Origin of the sequence: Photorhabdus hindustanensis (genome assembly GCF_002968995.1) — a bacterium.
Taxonomy (GTDB): Bacteria; Pseudomonadota; Gammaproteobacteria; order Enterobacterales; family Enterobacteriaceae; genus Photorhabdus; species Photorhabdus akhurstii.
This window is the reverse complement of the sequence record NZ_PUWT01000050.1, coordinates 46,121-66,426: the sequence shown is the minus strand read 5'-3', so window position 1 is coordinate 66,426 and position 20,306 is coordinate 46,121. Positions and strand designations below refer to the sequence as shown.

11 protein-coding genes and 4 pseudogenes are annotated in these 20,306 nt (G+C 35.4%); 14 read left to right on the top strand and 1 reads right to left on the bottom strand.

The window, feature by feature from the left end; all coding sequences use genetic code 11:
* The 4 genes and pseudogenes from C6H66_RS17515 to C6H66_RS17500 form a co-directional block, all read left to right on the top strand.
* A pseudogene (locus C6H66_RS17515) lies at positions 1-203 on the top strand (ISAs1 family transposase); the annotation flags it as partial.
* Complete coding sequence (locus C6H66_RS17510) at positions 193-723, top strand: Pvc16 family protein (protein WP_339417455.1); 531 nt, start codon at positions 193-195, stop codon at positions 721-723. The pseudogene C6H66_RS17515 and the gene C6H66_RS17510, both read left to right, overlap by 11 nt.
* Before the next feature lie 288 nt (positions 724-1,011).
* Complete coding sequence (locus C6H66_RS17505) at positions 1,012-1,980, top strand: hypothetical protein (protein ID WP_105396251.1); 969 nt, start codon at positions 1,012-1,014, stop codon at positions 1,978-1,980.
* A 199-nt stretch (positions 1,981-2,179) separates the two neighbouring features.
* Positions 2,180-2,533, top strand: coding sequence for a hypothetical protein (locus tag C6H66_RS17500; RefSeq protein ID WP_105396250.1), 354 nt, complete (start codon positions 2,180-2,182; stop codon positions 2,531-2,533).
* Positions 2,534-2,585: 52 nt separating this feature from the next.
* Here the strand turns inward: C6H66_RS17500 and C6H66_RS17495 are convergent.
* A pseudogene (locus C6H66_RS17495) lies at positions 2,586-2,852 on the bottom strand (transposase); the annotation flags it as partial.
* A gap of 353 nt (positions 2,853-3,205) precedes the next feature.
* Here C6H66_RS17495 and C6H66_RS17490 point away from each other — a divergent pair.
* The 10 genes and pseudogenes from C6H66_RS17490 to C6H66_RS17450 all read left to right on the top strand — a co-directional run bounded on the left by C6H66_RS17490 (position 3,206) and on the right by C6H66_RS17450 (position 20,302).
* The gene (locus tag C6H66_RS17490) at positions 3,206-7,987 is read left to right on the top strand and encodes a cytotoxic necrotizing factor Rho-activating domain-containing protein (protein ID WP_105396249.1); all 4,782 of its coding nucleotides are present in this window, start codon (positions 3,206-3,208) and stop codon (positions 7,985-7,987) included.
* 353 nt (positions 7,988-8,340) lie between these two features.
* Positions 8,341-9,303: an Rpn family recombination-promoting nuclease/putative transposase gene (locus tag C6H66_RS17485; RefSeq protein WP_105396248.1), complete on the top strand. Its 963-nt coding sequence runs from the start codon at positions 8,341-8,343 to the stop codon at positions 9,301-9,303.
* Between the two features lie 648 nt (positions 9,304-9,951).
* Positions 9,952-10,401, top strand: a complete 450-nt coding sequence (locus tag C6H66_RS17480; RefSeq protein ID WP_046396367.1) for a phage tail protein — start codon at positions 9,952-9,954, stop codon at positions 10,399-10,401.
* A gap of 53 nt (positions 10,402-10,454) precedes the next feature.
* A complete protein-coding gene (locus tag C6H66_RS17475; RefSeq protein ID WP_046396366.1) occupies positions 10,455-11,852 on the top strand; it encodes a phage tail sheath family protein in 1,398 nt (465 codons plus the stop codon).
* Positions 11,853-11,900: 48 nt separating this feature from the next.
* Positions 11,901-12,044 (top strand): annotated as a pseudogene (locus C6H66_RS26050) (phage tail sheath family protein); the annotation flags it as partial.
* A pseudogene (locus tag C6H66_RS17470) lies at positions 12,043-12,507 on the top strand (Pvc16 family protein); the annotation flags it as partial. The pseudogenes C6H66_RS26050 and C6H66_RS17470, both read left to right, overlap by 2 nt.
* 236 nt (positions 12,508-12,743) lie before the next feature.
* The gene (locus tag C6H66_RS17465) at positions 12,744-16,700 is read left to right on the top strand and encodes a putative adhesin (RefSeq protein WP_105396247.1); all 3,957 of its coding nucleotides are present in this window, start codon (positions 12,744-12,746) and stop codon (positions 16,698-16,700) included.
* Between the two features lie 419 nt (positions 16,701-17,119).
* Positions 17,120-17,983 carry a cytotoxic necrotizing factor Rho-activating domain-containing protein gene (locus C6H66_RS17460; RefSeq protein ID WP_065390808.1) on the top strand — a complete coding sequence of 288 codons (864 nt, stop codon included), beginning with the start codon at positions 17,120-17,122 and terminating at the stop codon, positions 17,981-17,983.
* A 752-nt stretch (positions 17,984-18,735) separates the two neighbouring features.
* Positions 18,736-19,185 carry a phage tail protein gene (locus C6H66_RS17455; RefSeq protein WP_046397450.1) on the top strand — a complete coding sequence of 150 codons (450 nt, stop codon included), beginning with the start codon at positions 18,736-18,738 and terminating at the stop codon, positions 19,183-19,185.
* A 49-nt stretch (positions 19,186-19,234) separates the two neighbouring features.
* Complete coding sequence (locus C6H66_RS17450; RefSeq protein WP_046397449.1) at positions 19,235-20,302, top strand: phage tail sheath family protein; 1,068 nt, start codon at positions 19,235-19,237, stop codon at positions 20,300-20,302.
* Positions 20,303-20,306: the final 4 nt, after the last annotated feature.

Sequence of the window (20,306 nt, the reverse complement as noted above, 5' to 3'; positions counted from 1 at the left end):
CGACGTTTCATGAGGATGATTGTCAGATTTATCGAGAAAATGCGGCGGAAAATATCGCGATATTGAGGCGAATTGCCTTGAATATGCTGAAAACAGAAGGCAGCAAATTAAGTATAAGAAAGAAACGAATGCGAGCCTGGATGAAAACGCAATTTCTGGAACAAGTCGTACAAGCAGGATTTTCTAATCTGAATAATATTTAAGCATTCATGCGGTTGCCCTGTTCCCGGTGCCTATACCAGAATTATTCCACAACAAGAAAACCTAAACAGTCTGGGTAATTTCTGGCAGGCTCTCGGTAATCGTCCTCGCCTCTCTTTATTATACTCCATTACCGTTCCGATGAAGCTTCAAGAGATTGAGGACAATGTAATTCCAGTCAGCAAAATATCTGCTACTATGGATCAAAAACCCAGTCTGGATAATTCACAAATAAACCAGGCTTTAATGGATAAATTATGCGTGGAATTAGGCGGCACAGAAGATGTACGTCTTGCCCTTGCTAAAGTGAATCTGACAACCAAACCTGATACAGAAAATAATCAAAATCAGGAAAATGAAAACGTTATTGTTGAAGTTTCGGGTATTACTAGCGTAACTTATTTACCACAAATAAAAGATACACTTACCAAATGGAAAAGCAGTCAAGAGGCTATTGTTAATATAAATGGTGTTAGCATTGTTGTTTCTAAAGAAAATGTTGATAAGTTAATTAGGATTTAAAATTATTTTCATACTAAAATAACAAACAATTACTCGCCTAACAAATAATTATTCATTAAAACAATTATTTTTAATATGTTTATTTGAGATTTCCATATTATATACCCAATAGATTTCAAGTTGCAGGGCGGCGGCAAGTGAACGCATCCCCAGGAGCATAGATAACTATGTGACTGGGGTAAGTGAACTCAGCCAACAAAGCAGCAGCTTGAAAGATGAAGGGTATAAAACTATTAACTTAATCCACATATTATTCATTGTCATTCTTCAAACTCTATAGGTGAAATAATGCTAAACGAATATGTTAAAGATCATGGTAGAAAAACAAAAAATAATGCAGAAGATCCCAAAAATAGGGAGATAAACAGCAATTCTTTAGAACTTTCCAGCACTCGTCCAGCACCACCAGCACCACCAGCACCACCAGCACCGAAATTATCTCCTAGCCTTCCTCAGAAAAGGTCACCAAATAATGTAGTAAATAATAATCCGTTCAAACCAAAAGATGAAGATGTACATTTCTCTAAAAGCGGAACAGTAAAATCTGAAGATTGGGAAATATCAAAACAGATAAATAATTATATAGGAGAAGACGGTCTCTATAAAATTTATGAAGAAATCAAAAAAGTATTGAAAAAAGAAGACATAAAACCATTGGCCCCCATAGGCGTTACTGTGAAAGGAATAATCGAGGAAATGAAAAAAGCTGATGAAAAATATGGACAATATGAATACAACGATGAAGATATAACGAGTTATCCTATAGCTTGGACGAATCCTGATAATGGAAAAATTTATATAGGAATAAATTCTCCAGAATACTCGCATTTGAATAATAGAGGAGAATCTGAGCTCAATTTGGCAAAAATAATATCTACAATAATTCATGAAAGCCTTCATGCGTCATCACATCAGCATAAAGGCTTACAGTCTCAAACTGATATGGAAGCAGACAACCTAAATTATGATAAATATGTGACAGACTATTTTGCAAAAGAAGTTTATAAAAAAATATTACCCGATAAAAAATATAAATATATTACCAACTATTCTACCAAGGGATTAGGCGGTGAAAATAAAATATGGGGAGGAAATATTGTTGAATTCATGATTCAATCAAAACATGTTTCTTTGGAAGAAATAAGACAAGCTTATGCAGAAGGCAAACCATTTAATAAACTAGATGGTAAATTACTAGAGGATTGGAAAAAATATGCGAAATTGGGAAAAATACCAAACCTACCTAATCAAAATTAATGGATGAAGTTATCTCAGTCAGATTAATTATAGAGTCTTAATAAATAAAAAAACAATCTCTCATGTGAATATTGAAGTACAAAATATCCAGTGAATTATTTAAAATAATACCAATCTATTTATTTGCATAGTCATGCATGTTGCACTTACCATGCTAAATCTTGCAATATATTCATTAAAATAATCATAAGGTGATAACATGTTCAGCACATATTCTAATAAAAATGATAACCAAAAAAGAAATAAAATAAATACAGAAGAAAAACATGAAAACACAGAAACCGATAACCACTTGGGAATAAACATAGATAATACAGAGAAAAGTAAACCGGATATAGAACCAAAAGATGTCACTACAGATATCATTGAGGCAGGTACTCTTCTATATAAAACGACCGCTATCCCAGATTTTTTAGACAACGCAGAAAACCTAGGTTTAGCAGAATATAAGAAACTACATGAAGATATACACGATTACTTAAACCTAGGTAAATTTAAAGATGCTGACAAGCTCAAAAAAATTCACAGTGGTCAGGTCAATATTTCGCCTTAGAAAAAAGTTCTAATGAATATGCAAATGAAGCACCATATATACCCAAGAAACTTCAAGATGCAGTTTTTAGCACCTGAAAATGGTCGTTAATTCTAGACATCAGCGAGTCCGCTATATCAGGTAGCGTTGTGGTGAAAAATTTGAATACGTTGTCTCGAAATTCATGTTTATTAGCGAAATAACGGTTATTTCGAACATGTTCATTCATGACCTTCCATAATCGCTCTATCGGGTTTAAATTTGGACTGTATGGAGGAAGGTAATGTAACTCAATATTACTAACATAAGCCCACTCCTTCACAAGATGAGCTTTGTTATACGAAACAGCCATAAATTTTCATGATTACTAATTTAAGGCCCCCCCCCGATTTTTAGCCACCAAACGCTATAATTCAAGAGTAACAATATGAAATAGTTATGAAACTTTAGGAACTTTAACAAATATTGGAGAAACCACGTAACATTTGCGAACAAAATAATGCCAATACACTAAAAATCAGATTACTCTAATAATTTTGAAGACAGAAATGTTCGAATATGAAGAGCTAGTTAAAACTAATAACGACACAAAAGCAACTACTAATAATGGTAATAAGAGTTCATCAACTCAACATATTTCAATAGATATAAATAATGATGAAAGTGAATTAAATATACCCATGTTATCAAAAGATGAGACCGAAAAAAAAATCAGAAAATCCTACTTCATCACGAAATAAAATTCTTAAGGCTATTGCGGGAATAGGTGGATTAACTGGATTAGGAATTCTTGCACGTTACATAAAATCAATATTGTCTCCTCCTCCATCTTTCTTGGATTATTTGCCAGAAACAGAGCGTAATGAACATAAAAATGTTATGGACACTATCAATGAAATAAAAAACCCAACAGATTACCCTCGCATACTCACGACACAAGAAGCAGCAATCATGCTAGCTATACATCTTAGTCCATCGCCACCACCGACAGAAAAAATTGCAAATAGTACCAATCCAATGAAAGCAACAGCTGGATATTTAAGTCCAAATGACTGGATGGTACCATTTGACTCTGGAAAGAATACGCGAAATAATAAAGGTAAAAGGGATCTTCATAACGGAAAAAGTGTTTATTCTACTCCCGATAGTGTTCACTCTCTAACAACAATATCACAAAAAGTCGGTTCTGAATTAGATGAGCAAGAACCGGAGCATCGACAGGAAGTACAGAGTGATCAAAGTATTTCTCAGGAACAGCGTAACCCTAATAATACAGATACCTCTCCCCTTACTAAGACTAGCCTCAATGAGACTCAATGGGAAAATAATATACTCGATGATCCAAAAATTAGAGTCGTACTTAATGTAGCTATGGGAGATGACTTATTGGGAGAGAATACATATGATAAGTATATAGATAATTATAATAAGGAAATCAATGAACTTGAAAGATATAAGGAAAAAATAGATAGAGATATTAAAAATTTAAAATTAAAAGATAATGAATCAATAAAGAAGGAGAAAGATCTTTTGAATCATTTTAAATCTCGTGGTGGAAACAAGAAATTATTGAATAGTATTGAAAATGCCATTAAAAACAAATTAGCAAACCCTAATCCAGAGATTAAATTTAAGGAAAATGAATCAAATAATATTAAGAACCAGATTGACATCCAAAAGAGTAAACTAGAAGAACTTAGTAATCGTAAGAGAGAGGAAAAATCATTATACGAAAATTGTAAATTAATATTAAAAAATATCGAAAATTATATCTCCACTAATAATCACTTTTCTTATGAAAATGTTGATGATTTATCTGCTTTAATAAATTATTTAATTGATAAAATAAACCGTAAGGAAACCGACAATTATGGGGAAAAATTTTTTGCAACTAACCATGAGGTAAAATCAGATCTTATTTCTGTAGTCATATATTATCTTGAATCATTAGAATATAGATTTCAAGAAACCTTGTTGAATCTTAATAATCTGGATAAAAAAATTATACATGACATTGATAATTATCATACCTCTAATAATTATTTAGATATTTTAAAAGCTAATGAAATATCTTCACTGATACAACAACAAAAAGATCATGATAATATAACAACTACTATCCCAGATGAATTCTCTGATGAGTATTATTCTGATATTACCCTGCTAAGAGCGGCAGTTTATTGGATGATGATTAATAAATCGTTTGACATTAATACATTTGATAACATTACAATATACACTATCCTAAAAAAATATCTGACGGACGAACGTCAATATAATCCAATGCAAAATGGAGCCACTTTACCAGAAGGATATTACTCTTTCCTCGATTTTAAAAGAAGAGAAGAATTTGATAGCCAAAGAGAATTTACAACTCAATTTAATAAATATAAAGATAAATATAGTAATTATGAAGCAACCATGTTAACAAAATTACATCTTTCTTCCTTAGATCTGGGGATAACTCCTACAGAAATTGTGGCACCACCCAAAAAATCTTTTTCTTTTTCTATTGATAATCATATCGGAAAAATTAATTTTCTAGAATTAATATCTGGTGATTGGTTATTAATTGCTTTCATTGATGGAATAATAAAGATGAAGAAATACAAACAAGAGGAAATAAATAGTAACGATTTACTGAAAGCACTGAAAGAACCAAATGGTAATTTTGAGGGTGGACATGTCGAACTCGCAAGAAATTCCCCTCAAATAGTTTACAAGAGAATTTTTCCGGATATTCTTATACATAGTTATTTATTTAGTGATTATGAAAAATTCTGGGATAATTTTTTTGAAAATAGAATTAAGATAAAGAGAGATGAACCAATTTCTCATACTAATGATTATGATAGGAAATTTCCAGAAGAATACAATGCTTTCAATGTCATCAATAGTTTTTTAAAAGAAGGTCTAGATAATATTGCGAATAAAAGCAAAATTTCTTTGGATGATGATTCTCTTTTACATACTATTGCTACAGTGTTAATCCCTTTTTATGATGTCATTTACAAGGAAGTTACCGACAGCGATTATAGCCTGGATGCCGAGGATGTGATTTCTATCGTTTTTGATTCGATCAATGTAGTCTTTACTATTGCAACATTGGGGCTATCAATATCACATCAAGTATTAACGAAAATTGCGCAAGAAACCGCTAGACTTAGCATCAATTATTCTGGCAGAGCGTTATTAAGGAAAGTAATTATAAAATTGCCTTCGATGAAGCTCTTGGATGCCCGCCAGGTTTCCCGTCTATTAGCCAGTGGTATTATTGATTTAATCGAACCTTTACCGATCCGAAATATTTTAAAGGGTGCTTATAAGGGACTCAGAAAATCAAGTCTTTTAAAAAAAGGAGTTCAGGTACAAAATGATGCTATTAATTTGTTGGAATCAGACGTCATTAGATATAGTAAGTCTCTCGATAAATGGAAAGTTCCCGATAAATGGAAAGCTCTCGATCTGGAATTTAAGCCAATGACGGAAGGAACTAGTGATGGTCGGTTTGAAGGCATTTATAAGTTAGACAATATCGATATGCAGACAAACTATTATATTAAACAACACGGAGGTTTCTGGCAGGTACGTTGGGATAATGATAACCGAACATGGAGGATAATGAACCCGGCCAATTCCGGTAGATTTAATTATGCAATTCCCGTTAAACGAGATAACAATGGGCTCTGGATTAAACATTCAGATGTTGGTTTAAGAGGTGGTGGTGCTCGGTCGAGTAAATCGGCACCAAAACATATGCAGAATATCGAGAAATCCCAAGCTGAAAATATTAGAAATTTAATATCAGAAGCAAGAAGTAGGGCAATAATAATATTAAAAGATAGCATAAATAAAATTGAAAATAATAAGCCAGAAACGATAGAAAAAGTTAATAATGCATTTGATATATTCCTTGGTGATCATTCTGAGAGAATTAAAAAGAATATAATTGAAAAATTAAAATATCAAGCCTCCTTTTTAGAAAAATTCAGCCAAAATGATCATATTGTATATTCAGGGGGCTATGATAGTAATAAGCCTATTATGATTCTTCAAACTACAGAAAATTCTGCCGCATCTTCATCTTTCCAAAAAGGAGAACCCATATTGACAGTTTATGCAGATGCTCTCGTTGATGGAAATGAACGGCTGCGTTATTCTGATGATGAATATAAAAATTTTATTTCTACCGCATTAATACATGAAAGTTATCATGCAATTAATACATATACGCCAGATATTGCTTACCCTAGAGTAGAAGATTTCTCACTGGATATCTCTAGTATTGCAAAATTATCAGAGCCTAAGCTTAGAGGAAGAGAATATAATGAAATTATGTTAAAAGAAGGATTAACAAAGGAAGAACTTAGCACTAAATTAGAATTTTCAAATAAGAGAGTGCTAGAAAATCCCGATAACATCTCATATATGATAACGCTTATCAGCTATATCGACAATAATGATTCTCTGTATCAAAAATTTATTAATGACCATGGAAAATGGAAAGAAAATACAGAATCGCCATTATTATGGAATTTTGGAAAGAATATAGAAGGCAAACCATTAGTACTTAAAAATACCGATCTAGGTGAGTTAAGACACGGTAATATAGCACCTTTAATAGAAAAAGGTTTATTATCAGGAAATAAGATCCATGATATTAAACTTAAGTTTGATTATATAAGAAATGACAAGGTTGTAAGTGCCATGGAGACTGCTAATAGTTTTTCAATGAATGATATTACTGACGATAAAGGTAATTTACACGGAGTTTTAAGTACATGGAAAGGCAAGGATGTCAGTTCCCGGTCATCTTCCGGCCCAATTATGGGTGATTGGGGAGAAAAATATAAACTTAATGATAATATTAGTGTTATGGATATTGCCAATGGTGAATCGGGTACAGTCGGCATCAAAATTCCATTTAATGAAATAAAAGAGGGAAAACCCATAATTATATCAGCAGGCGAATTAAGTGGATGCACCATGATCTATGCTGTTGATAAGGATTATTTTTATGCTTATCATGCAGGACAGCAACCGGGTGATAATAATTGGCTAACTAGCCGTGAGGGCGTTGAGAGCATCTATAAATCTCATGTGGCTTTAACAAATAAAGAGTTGGCGGAGATAAAAAATATTCTGGCTAATACAGATAATGGCAAAGTTTTAGGAAACAATCAATTGATTGATATATTTTCCAGCTATGATAGCAGCATGGTTACCTATTTTGGCAAGGAGACTTCTGTCAGTGGAAATACCAGGATAACCACCGCTAATGAAAAGGTTAATTTGTTTGATTATAATCAGATAAAAGACAGCTCTAATAACCCAAGATTAGGGCTAGCTTATGCTCTCATCACAAAAGATGCTGGTAAAATTAAAATAAAAGCTTATTCAGAAGATCTGTCATTTCCACCTAATGAAAAATTTTATAAACTAAATGGAAAAGAGGTTTTGTTGCTGTCTAAATAACATTTCAAAATAATAGATCATCTGGAGGTAACTCAGTCAAATTTTTGTGATCTGAACATCCAAGATTAACGAAAATATAAATAATCGATATTTTGACGAAGAGGGATTATTATTATGCGAATGCAAATTAAAAACTGATTGAAATGAATGGCTTTCATAAAGTAGTTGTTGTAAATATAATGTTTTTTCTCGTTTGTCCTTTTCTGATATTTTATTCTTTAGGCTCTTCTATTAATTCATTCGGTAAAGATTTGCCTGAGGAAATCTGAGACAATGTTTTTTGTGACTTGGTAGAAATACTATACCTTGGCAATGAGTGGTAATGACTACCTGATAAGACAGAGAAACAGATTGTGGCAAAGAAAGAAAAACGACCTCACCATGACGCGTTATTCAAGCATTTTTTAACGCAGCCCGAAACGGCCAGAGAATTTCTATCCCTTTATCTGCCCGAAGAGATCCAGCTGTTGTGTGATTTAGCCACATTGAAACTGGAGTCCGGAAGTTTTGTGGACCGGCATTTACGTCAACTGCACAGTGATGTGCTCTACTCGGTTGAAACAGCCAGGGGACAGGGCTATATCTATTGCCTGATTGAGCATCAGTCCACTCCTGACCCGTTGATGGCCTGGCGGCTGATGCATTATGCCATGTTAGCAATGGCGGCCCACCTGAAAAAAGGCCATACTGAACTCCCTTTGGTAGCGCCGCTGCTGTTTTATCATGGAGAGGTTCGGCCGTATCCTTACTCAAACCGGTGGCTGGATTGTTTTACGCTCCCAAAACAAGCTGCCCGCTTATACGGTCAGGCGTTTCCGTTGGTGGACGTCAGTGTACTCAGCGATGAAGAGATCCTGACGCATAAAGGGGTTGCCCTGATGGAGCTGGTGCAAAAACACATCCGCTGCCGGGACATGCTGGAATGGGTCCCCAAATTGGTGGAACTCCTGAATGCAGGGTATAATACAACCGAGCAGCACAATGTGGTGTTACACTATATTTTACTGAATGGACATACGCCGGATCTCTCCCAATTTGTCCATCAACTGATTGAACAATCTCCGGAGCATGAAACGATGTTGATGACTATTGCAGAACAGCTTGAACAAAAAGGGCTTGAGCGAGGTATTGAACTAGGTCGAGAGGAAGGTATTGAACTAGGCCGAGAGAAAGGTATTGAACTAGGCCGAGAGAAAGGTAGAGAGGAAGGTAAACTGGAAACGGCTCGTGCTTTATTACGGCATGGTGTCAGTCTGGACATTATTGTCACCAGTACCGGACTGAGCCGGGATAAAATTGAAGCGTTAAAGCATTAAATTAATCTTCTCTTTTACAGTAAAATGCCGATATTCAAAATCGGCATTTTTGTTCTTATTTATACCCTATGGATTTCAAGACACATCGCGGCAGCAAGATCGCGAATCCCCGGGAGCATAGATAACTCTGCGACCGGGGTGAGTGAATACAGCCGACAAAGAGGCAACTTGAAAGATAACGGGTATAAATCCTTGAATTAATGAAGGGCTTATGGTTGCTCTCCTTGTGTTTCATTTATCCTTCGAAAAAAGCAAATCATAGGCTCAACACGATCTTCATTTACTAATTCTTTTTATCCTCAATTGATCGATAAAATAGAAAATAATCATCCCTTTATAATTTCCCTACCCCTAAAGCCAAATAAAACCGCACCAATATCCAAAATGGGTACCCTTTGCCATACCAATTAATAATTATCACGCACTATTAATTAATATTCCCTCTAAAGATTCATTACTTATAATCATGCCGCTTTATTAAATTCGAACTAAATAATCTCGAAGTAAATTTTTTCAGCATAAATAATAACCGCCACAAGGCAGGTTGCTGCGGTAGCTATAGCCATAGCTCAGTGCTAATCAAAATCAAAACAAGGTAACAACGCTCTGTTTATCTTTTAAACGTAAAGAACTAATCAAGGAAAAATTATGCCTACAACTCCTGAACAAATTGCTGTTGAATATCCTATTTCTACTTACCGTTTTGTTGTTTCCATCGGTGATGAAAAAGTCGCCTTTAATAATGTTTCCGGGCTAGATATTTCTCATGACGTCATCGAATATAAAGACGATACAGGCAATTATTACAAAATGCCCGGTCAACGTCAGGCGATCAATATTACCCTGCGTAAAGGCGTCTTCTCCGGTGATACTAAACTTTTTGATTGGATTAATTCTATTCAACTTAATCAGGTCGAGAAAAAAGATATTTCAATTAGTTTAACCAACGAAGCCGGTACTGAAATTTTGATGACCTGGAGCGTGGTAAATGCTTTCCCAACCTCATTAACCGCCCCCTCTTTTGATGCCGCCAGCAACGAAGTCGCGGTGCAGGAAATTAGCCTGACCGCAGATCGAGTCACTATTCAAGCGGCTTAATACTTATTTATCAAGCTAGCTACTCAGAATATTGCATAATCATTGGAGGCAACATGCCAACAACACCAACTTATCCCGGCGTCTATATTGAAGAAGATGCATCACTGGCTCTCTCCGTTAGCCAGGGGAACACGGCAATCCCGGTTTTTATTGGCCGTTTCTCGCCGAAAAAAATCAGCGCAACGCCACAAATAACACGTGTGAGTAACTGGTTGGATTTTACTAATCAGTTTCATGTGGGTTGTATTACGTCGGTAGCAGTCAAATTAACGGAACCTACTCTACCGCCTGCCCCTTCCCATCCTGAGAAAAACGAAGGCAATACAAAAACCAAAGATAATGTAAAAAATTTTGCCGCCCAAAATATTACGCTTGATACAGACGATAAAAACAACAGTGATTCTTACGATGTAACTACCGTCACCTACACAACAAGCAGTGATGCTTTAAAACTTTATTTCCAAAATGGTGGCGGACCTTGTTATATCCTGCCAATTCCTGATTCAGAAGATTCTCACACGCTGGCATTAATTCCTGAGTTAATTAAGCAGGCTTTAGAAATTACCTTAATCGTCTGCCCTGAACAAGATTCTAATTACCAGAGCAAAATATATAACAGTCTGACATCTTCATTATTAAATGAGGGCTATTTCCTTATCACTGATAATCAAGATAAAGAAACCGCACTCAATGTGAGCCAGCAATCACAAACCGCGACTTATTATCCCGCTGTTAAAGTCTCACAACTTATTCAGGTAGAGGAGAATAGCATCGCGATTTCAGGTTATCAGGATGCAAAAATTACCCATCTGGCGGAACTCAAAAAGCAAAACCCAGAACTCTATAAGCAAGTTATCGAGGCAATAAAACGAAAAATTGCAGATAACAAAAAATTTATTCCTGCCAGTGCAATCATGGCAGGCGTGTACTGTGCTACCGATGCTCGTCGGGGCGTCTGGAAAGCACCGGCGAATGTTGTTCTCAAAGGAATTAGCGATGTCGCGGATCGACTCAGCGACAATGAACAAAGCACTATGAATCAAAAAGGCATCAATGCTATCCGTTATTTCAGCAACAAAGGATTTGTCGTCTGGGGCGCACGTACTTTGCAAGATGATGACAACTGGCGCTACATTCCGGTTCGGCGTCTCTTTAACGCGGCAGAACGGGATATCAAGCAAGCCATGCGAATTGCCGTTTTTGAACCCAACAGTCAGCCCACTTGGGAACGGGTTCGGTCAGCTATTGACAACTATCTCCATCAACTCTGGCAACAAGGGGCACTGGCCGGTAACAGCCCACAGGAAGCCTATTTTGTCCAGATTGGTCAAAGTGTCACCATGTCCGATGACGATATTAAACAAGGCAAAATGGTGGTTAAGGTTGGCATGGCGGCGGTTCGTCCGGCTGAATTTATCATCCTGCAATTTTCGCAAAATGTAACACAGTAACCGTACTGAGGCGCGGTTCGCCGCGCCTGTTCTATTGAGGAATCGAGAATGGAAACAACACAGCCGGGCGTCACCATCACGGAGAACCTGATATCCCAGCAACAAGATGAGGCATTTATCGGTATACCGGTTTTTATCGGCTATACTCAACCGACTGAAAATAGCCATGTCAGTGATAAAACCGCCACCAAGCGAACCAAGACGTTATAATCCAATGACCAGCACATTATTACCGGGTTGGGTCAATATCAATTGTAACTATTTAATTATTTATTGGGACACCAGTAAACCATCAAGCGATAGTTCAAGCCCGGATAGCCAACCCAATAATCAAGCAGCGCAAGTGATGACTCGTATTCTGAATGTATTAATTAATAACCGCCAATTAACCGACATTCCCGGCGCCTATACCCGAATTATTCCCCGACAGGAGAACTTAAATAGCTTAGGTAATTTCTGGCAAGCTCTCAGTAATCACCCTCGCCCCTCTCTAATGTATTCCACTACCGTACCCATGAAATTGCAAGATATTAAATATAATATTACCCAGATTAGACAAATTTCCGCTTCTGTGGATCAGAAACCAAGCCTAAATAATTCACAAATTAATCAAGCTCTGACAGATAAATTATTTTCCGATTTAGGTGAAATTGAAGCCGATACCTTTACCTCCAAAAATATGAAAGTTTCCGGATATAACAGGAAAAATATCAATGACAATTAATCCATATATTATTTACCCGTAATATATTTTCCATTATAAAATTAACAGATGGAAATGTTAAAAACAAAAAATACAATGAAAACACAATGAAAACACAATGAAAACACAATGAAAACACTCATCATGCAATAAAACACCATCAATAAAACAATAGAGAGACTAATAAAATGAAATTTAATTATCAAATAAGTGAACAATCCTATAGCGGTTATCATTCTGATATTCCTGTCGCTATTTTCCATGAACAAGACTTTACCAAAGCTTATGAAATATACCACGCTAAAAATTTTAATTATTATGGATTAAGGGTAGAACAAGAGCCTTATGCAAGGTATTTCAGGGCCTTTCATCATACGGATATTCATCAACAAACTTATTCAATATTTGAGTTAGAAAATAGATATGAGGATATGATCTATCTTAATAAAAATCGACAATTTAAACCTGATGCCGACGCTATTACTGTCATGTCCAATCATATTTTTTATAATTATGATTTTTACGGCTACACTTCATTACAATATTTAAAGACTAAATATTCCGAAGAATTGAATCGTTATCATAAATCTAATTTTGAGAATAAGGAGCTTAATAACATAGTTCTGATTGATTACTTTGAGGGATGGCGTCAAGAACATAACCTAGCTTCTAAGATTGATATAGAAACTTGCCTTGCTATTGAAGATAGTATTGCTAGAGTTTCGATTCTGGGATTACTGAAAGGTAATATATCAGATGATATTAAACAAAAAATTATTTTCCCTGAAGGGATCACATTTGAAATGCAGCAAGATCTGCTTAATAATGATTTAGGTAATAAAATAGGTGAATTTAATCAGAACGTTATTACAAAACTTCAAAGATTAGCAAAAGCGGAAGATACGGTTTCAAAAATATTATCACCTTATCAGTATATTGAATCTAGAGTTAAAGAGATTTCTGGTAATCGTGTTTTTTTAGATCAACGAGTTACTGTTATTGTTTCAAAGAGAATGCTTGATAAATGCAAGCCTAAGATTAATAGAAAATTTGATGTATGTAAAAATCACCCAAAACCGATAACTAAATATTTCACAGTTTATGATTTAATTAGAAACATTAATCACAAAGAGTTTAATAAAGTTGAATATAGTGGTAAAGATATAGAGTATCGATTAAATAGCGATGTTGAAAATGTTTTAACTAAATTGCACGATGTGGCCGGTGATTATGAAAGATATATCAATAAATTTAGAAACAATGAAGATGTGAAATATTATATCAATGAAGGAATTAATAAACTTTTTGGCTCCACAGGAACAACAGTAGATGAATTTCTTGATAAATATATAGAACATATGGATGAGATAAGCTATACGGAAAGTGAAATTATAGCTGATTATTACCTTAATATAATCAGACAAATTTTCGAGGCTATCTCAATGACTCTCCCTATCAGCCCGATCAAAGGTTATTTAGCCACTATTACGGCCAATACCATCATACCACTTATTCAATCAGCGATTGTGAACACTAATGAGGAGAGTCACGCATTACAACAAGAGGCTTGGGTTAATTTTGCTGTTTCATCCGCTTTCCATGCAATTTTTAGTAATCGGGCAATCAGTAGAAAAATTGCTAAAGGCGCAAAGTTAATTGAGAATAGCGGTGGATACATTACTAATAAATTCAATATCAAAAAAATAAACATTAATTATAGAGGAAATTCTCAATTAGCCAGAGAGAGTGTCAAGAAAATTCCTGGCTCAAGCACTAATCCGTGGAAATTAGAAAATATCCGCAATAGGTATAAATGGTTTTTTGATCGAAAATATTGGTCAAGATTTAATACTGAGAAAAAGACAGAAGTTTTACAATCACATCTGATGAAAACGCAAGAGGCCAAAGAGTTGGCTGAAATTGTCGGCTGGGAAAAACTTAATAAGATGATAAAGGATTCACTCACATTAGATTATGAAGGAAATCTAGTCAATAAAATATCATTCAGGAAGCTTGAAGATGAAGTAGCAGCAAGAAGTTATACTTTAAGAAATGACAGAAGACGAATTAATGATATATCAATTTTCCTCGATGAGGAATTAACCTTTTCAGATCAGCTAAGAAAAATAATTAATGTTGAAGATATTTCAGGAAGCAGTCATTTAAATAAAGCAGCCAATTGGATTGTCAGTAAAAGCACATCAAACGCTAATGATGCACACCATGTTACAAGAGTACTGTCCAAATATATTAACAAAGATATCAGTGATTTTAATATATTGACACAACTGCACGATGAACTCTATCGCTTAAAACCGGGTGCTAATTTAAGATATTATCGTGGTTTCGGTGATCAAATATTTCCACATATGGAATCATCTAAAACGATTCTTCCTTATTATTTGACCAGAACCAAAAGCGTTAACGGCGTTGATCCTTTCCTCATCTATTCAACTTTAATTGAAATTCATCCATTTGGTGACGGAAATGGCAGAGTCGCCAGATCAGCTTATGCTCTGGCTTATATTAATAAGCATAGAAAATTCCAAGCATTAACAAACTCATCAGAAAAATTTTTGACCGAGAATGCTAATAGACCTAAAACATTTGTTAGATCGCCGACCGGGGATACTCGTCAGGATGCATTTTATCTACCAAGAGATAAAGGAGAAGTTGGTAAATTTAAAATATTGGATAACAGTGATTCAAGCTATGCGGTAGGGGTTGATGAATCTAATCCTAAATTCAATGTCTATACCGCCTGGAATAAAAATGGCACTCCTGCCACCAGTAAAACCGCCATCTTTTCCGCTCATGGCGGCCGTGAAAATTCAGCCAGACCAATTATATTTCCAAAGAGTAAAAACCTTATATTTTGGGCGCCAGATGAATACCGGTTAGATGATCCTCTTATTGAACGATTTGTTAATGAGTTTAATAAATTAAATCCTCACTCAGCAGTTGGCGGAAATTATGAGAAATTCTGGACCACATTCCCTAACAGATATAAAGATTATGATTTATTAAAATCGCTATTCACCGAAAAGAAATTTGAACAATTAAAGGATATTGGTAACATTATAGAAAAACATACAAATTTAAGGGCAGAAGATGCAGCAGGTATTAGCGCCTCAAAATTAAAAAATAGTTCAGTGCCAAAAGTCGCAGAATATCAATTTTCATGGTATGAAAAAGATAAAGAAAAAGAGTATGTTCTGGCATTAATCGAAAACAGAAAAACAGTAATAAGGGTAAATGATGGCACACCAGCAGTTGACTTAATAAGCATTAGCCCAAATGTTCCTATTGATAAAAAAGTCAGTATTAAAGATCTTATTGAATTCATTAAAGAGAAAAATTATGAAAATATTCATGTATTAGCGTGTAGAGAAATTTGGGATAACGGCAAACCCAGAAGTACAACTCGTTCTTATGCGGTCACTCGTGGCTATCGAAACGAACATGAAAAGTATTGGGAAAATAAAGAATTAACAACCCTGCCACAATCTAAGGCTGTGAGTTCAAGCAGAACTAAACGAGATACTTATGCTATTAACGTCAATGAATATCTTAGTGAACCGCGAGATATAAAATATCTTTTAACATCGATGTTATTTACTAATAGCAATAACACCATCAGTTATAGCGAATATGTGATTGGCATGGTAACACTAGATGATAAAGTCATTACTTTTGCTCACTCTTTAAAACAAGAAAATTATGATATTTTTTTACCCGGCAGAGAAGAAGATAGCCCTGAATTAATGCAAATACAAACAGTACTGGATAATCATGCTCTACCCAATTTCAATATATATAGTAATAACTTGCTTGATTTCAGTGAAATAACAGTAGGAAAACACCTACATTTTAAAAACGGAGAGAAATCAGATGGAAATGTCATTTTAGAAATTAATGATTCAGAAGGTTTCCGTTCATTGGCAATAAAGGTTATAAATCTAAACATGATGGGAATCTATCTGGCAAATATTATCAATAGCAATTCCCAAGATTTTAAAGCCGGAAAAGTAGAAAATGGGAAACTTGAAACAAGTATTCTAAATGTTAATAATTTATATCTAAAGCGTGAAAGTGAAAACAGTTATTACATCAAAGTAAAATTTAGTATTATAGACGTTAAATAATATACCATAATTTATATGTAAAACCCGGGGGCTATATTTAATAATATAGCCCTCTTTATTTCCAATGATAATTAATTTTTCAAATCCATACATTTTATTATTTTTCTGATTAATCAGATAATTATTGCACCAAAACGTTGATAATAAAAACAAGACAAATCTGAAAATAGATCTCAATTAAATACCCATTATTCAACTTTATGATTAAATACATACAATTAAACAACAAAGTAAAAACGGATAACATTATGCTGTAAACTAAAACTATTTCACTAAAGAAATACCTATGAAAGTTTGTTTGTCAATCGAAAATAGATGCATTATTTAAATATTTATATTCGTAGTATCAGATTATCTGAATAATCATTATCAGATAAATCTTAAAGGTAAAAAATTTAATTATTATAGAGGAATTATCAATGTTAAAATACTTCACCGCGGATAATAAGCTTAATAAAGGGCATATTTCTCCGCTCAAGAGAAAGGGATTACTGGTGGGTAGTGATAATGCGCCAATCGATATACCGGTGATAGCGCATCGTTATGATAGCAATAATCAGCTTGAGCAGGCCAGCTCTTTGAGAAATAGTGACTCTGGTCAGGAGATCCCTTTTCATGATGTTGTTACGGGATTTCGTGGTGATCAAGTAACCTCTTCAGAATCGGGTTCAGGAGCTATAGGAAAGCATTGGGGAAAAAATAAATTAGACCACAATATTACCGGTATTAATGTGGTTAATGGCGCATCGGGAACTGTGGGAATAAAAATTGCCTTGCGAGATATTCGGCCCGGGTATCCGGTCATTGTCACGTCAGGGGCGTTAAGCGGTTGTACTATGGTGTATGCCGTGAAGGATAATTATTTCTTTGCTTATCATACCGGCCAAAAACCGGGCGATGATGAATGGAGAACCGGCCAGGATGGTGTTGTCACTACCGCTCAGAGTCACAAAGCCCTTTTATCGGATAGCAGACCAATTGCAGTTAATAAACAAAATAACGATTTAGTGAATATTTTTGCAGAATATGATCAGAGTGTTATTACCTATATGGGAAAACAGGCAGTTGTGATTGATAATACCGCAGAAAATGTCAGCGTTTTTAACTATGATGAAATCAAACCCGGAAAATCCGCTATTAGAGCCGGCTATAGCTACGCGCTGTTAGCTAATGATAACGGCAAGGTGAGCGTCAAAGTATTGTCGGAGGACGCTATCGTTTCCCCTGGCAAGAACGGTAATAGTATTAAGGTTATCAATTCACTCAAAAAACGGTTGTTATAGCCTGTCCGAATGACACTCTCCGCCGTTTTATAGCGCCTAACCTGATATCCGAGATAGCTATCTCGATATTAATAAGTTGCAATAATCATTAATATAAGGCAGGAATTGATTATATAAATAATCTATAATGGCAACTTTCTTGAAAAGAAAGTGCCATTATGTCAATAAATTTCCGATTCTATTTCATTATTGCAATAGTCAGAATACAACATGGTCATTCTCATATACTAAAAACGTTATTAAATAACCAAGACAATATATACCTACAAAATAATCATTTTAATTTATTTTTCTGATAATCATTGGTATGATTATCTTTGTACTTTGCTATTAATTTATCGGTAAAATCATAAACAGAAAAATAACCTGAAAAATAAAATATAAATACTCACCAACAAATAACTCTATAGATTTGAAATATCATTTAACATTAAAGTTACATTTCGTTATTTATCTTTCCACTATAGAAAGCAATAAAAAATTGTCGATGAATAAAATTATTAGAATCTGCTATATCAATTAACAACCACCATTATTATTAATTGATAACCCATATAAAAATTCATTACCTATAATTACTTCGTTTTACGAAAAACAATTTAGACAATCGTAAAATAAACTATTTCATACAAACAATAACCTCTATAAATCAGGTTGTTGCGGTAGCTATACCCAATCGTTAGGTAAAAAGAGAAACAAAGTAATAGACGTTTTTCTTATATTTCAAATGTAAATAATAAAGGAAAAAAATCATGGCTCTAACTCCAGAACAAATTGCTGTTGACTATCCCATCCCTGCTTATCGGTTTGTTGTCTCGGTTGGTGACGAGCAAATCCCTTTTAACAACGTTTCCGGGCTAGATATTTCTCATGATGTCATCGAATATAAAGATGGCACCGGCAATTACTATAAAATGCCGGGTCAACGTCAATCGATTAATATTACTCTGCGTAAAGGCGTCTTCCCTGGCGACACGAAACTTTTTGACTGGATTAATGCTATTCAACTTAATCAAGTCGAGAAAAAAGATATTGCAATTAGCCTAACCAATGAAGTCGGCACCGAAATTCTAATGACCTGGAATGTGGCAAATGCTTTCCCAACGTCATTCACCTCCCCCTCTTTTGATGCCGCCAGCAATGATATTGCCGTTCAGGAGATAACACTGGTCGCAGATCGAGTCACCATTCAAACACCTTAATACATCCACAATAACGATCTATTCCAGTGTTTAATAATTTGGAGGCAATATGCCAATAACCCCAACTTATCCCGGCGTTTATATTGAAGAGGACGCCTCACCGTCCCTTTCTGTCCGTTCCGGTGCAACCGGAGTGCCTGTTTTCGCCGTCGCAGATGACAATTCATTAATATCCAATGATTCCTATATTCGTATTAGTAGCTGGCTGGAATATTTGACACTAAAAAATAAACCATTTGATCCCACCGATAAGCTCGATATCGCACTACGCGCCTATTTTGTTAACGGCGGTGGATATGGTTATCTTGTCAAAACCACAAATTTAGAAGGTCAGGTGCCAAAACTGGACGATGTGACATTACTGGTTGCTGCCGGAGAAGATATCAAAACTGCCGTCGGAACCCTTTGCCAATCAGGCAAAGGATTATTCGCCATTTTTGATGGTCCAACCGAAAAACTAGACCCCCAAGGTTCATCCAACAGTAATTATGATTCAAACCCTTTTGCCGCTGTTTATTATCCTTGGCTAACAGCTGATTGGGCTACCGATATCGACATCCCGCCAAGCGCAGCCATTGCCGGTGTCTATTGTTCGGTTGACCGTTCCCGTGGTGTTTGGAAAGCACCGGCGAATGTCGTGTTACAAGGTGGGATGAAACCGAAGTTTAAAGTCACCGATGATTTGCAAGGCACTTATAACACCGGCAAAGCTATCAATATAATCCGTGAATTTCCTAATACTGGAACCACCGTTTGGGGAGCACGCACCCTTGAGGATAGCGATAACTGGCGTTATATCCCGGTTCGTCGCCTGTTTAATAGCGCAGAACGGGACATTAAAAACGCCATGAGTTTCGCAGTCTTTGAGCCTAACAGCCAACCGACCTGGGAAGCGGTGCGTCGGGCCATTGATAACTACCTCCATTCCCTCTGGCAGCAAGGCGGATTGATGGGTAACAAAGCCGATCAGGCTTATTTTGTTCAAATCGGTAAAGGCGTCACCATGACCGATGACGATATTAAACAGGGCAGAATGATCGTCAAAATCGGTATGGCAGCAGTGCGTCCGGCTGAATTTATTATTCTGCAATTTACCCAAAACGTTGCCCAGTCTTAATACA

Coding starts and splice junctions, on each gene's coding strand:
- C6H66_RS17455 (WP_046397450.1), top strand. CDS start 18,736: ATGGCTCTAACTCCAGAACAAATTGCTGTTGACTATCCCATCCCTGCT.
- C6H66_RS17500 (WP_105396250.1), top strand. CDS start 2,180: ATGTTCAGCACATATTCTAATAAAAATGATAACCAAAAAAGAAATAAA.
- C6H66_RS17450 (WP_046397449.1), top strand. CDS start 19,235: ATGCCAATAACCCCAACTTATCCCGGCGTTTATATTGAAGAGGACGCC.
- C6H66_RS17465 (WP_105396247.1), top strand. CDS start 12,744: ATGAAATTTAATTATCAAATAAGTGAACAATCCTATAGCGGTTATCAT.
- C6H66_RS17475 (WP_046396366.1), top strand. CDS start 10,455: ATGCCAACAACACCAACTTATCCCGGCGTCTATATTGAAGAAGATGCA.
- C6H66_RS17460 (WP_065390808.1), top strand. CDS start 17,120: ATGTTAAAATACTTCACCGCGGATAATAAGCTTAATAAAGGGCATATT.
- C6H66_RS17505 (WP_105396251.1), top strand. CDS start 1,012: ATGCTAAACGAATATGTTAAAGATCATGGTAGAAAAACAAAAAATAAT.
- C6H66_RS17490 (WP_105396249.1), top strand. CDS start 3,206: ATGAGACCGAAAAAAAAATCAGAAAATCCTACTTCATCACGAAATAAA.
- C6H66_RS17480 (WP_046396367.1), top strand. CDS start 9,952: ATGCCTACAACTCCTGAACAAATTGCTGTTGAATATCCTATTTCTACT.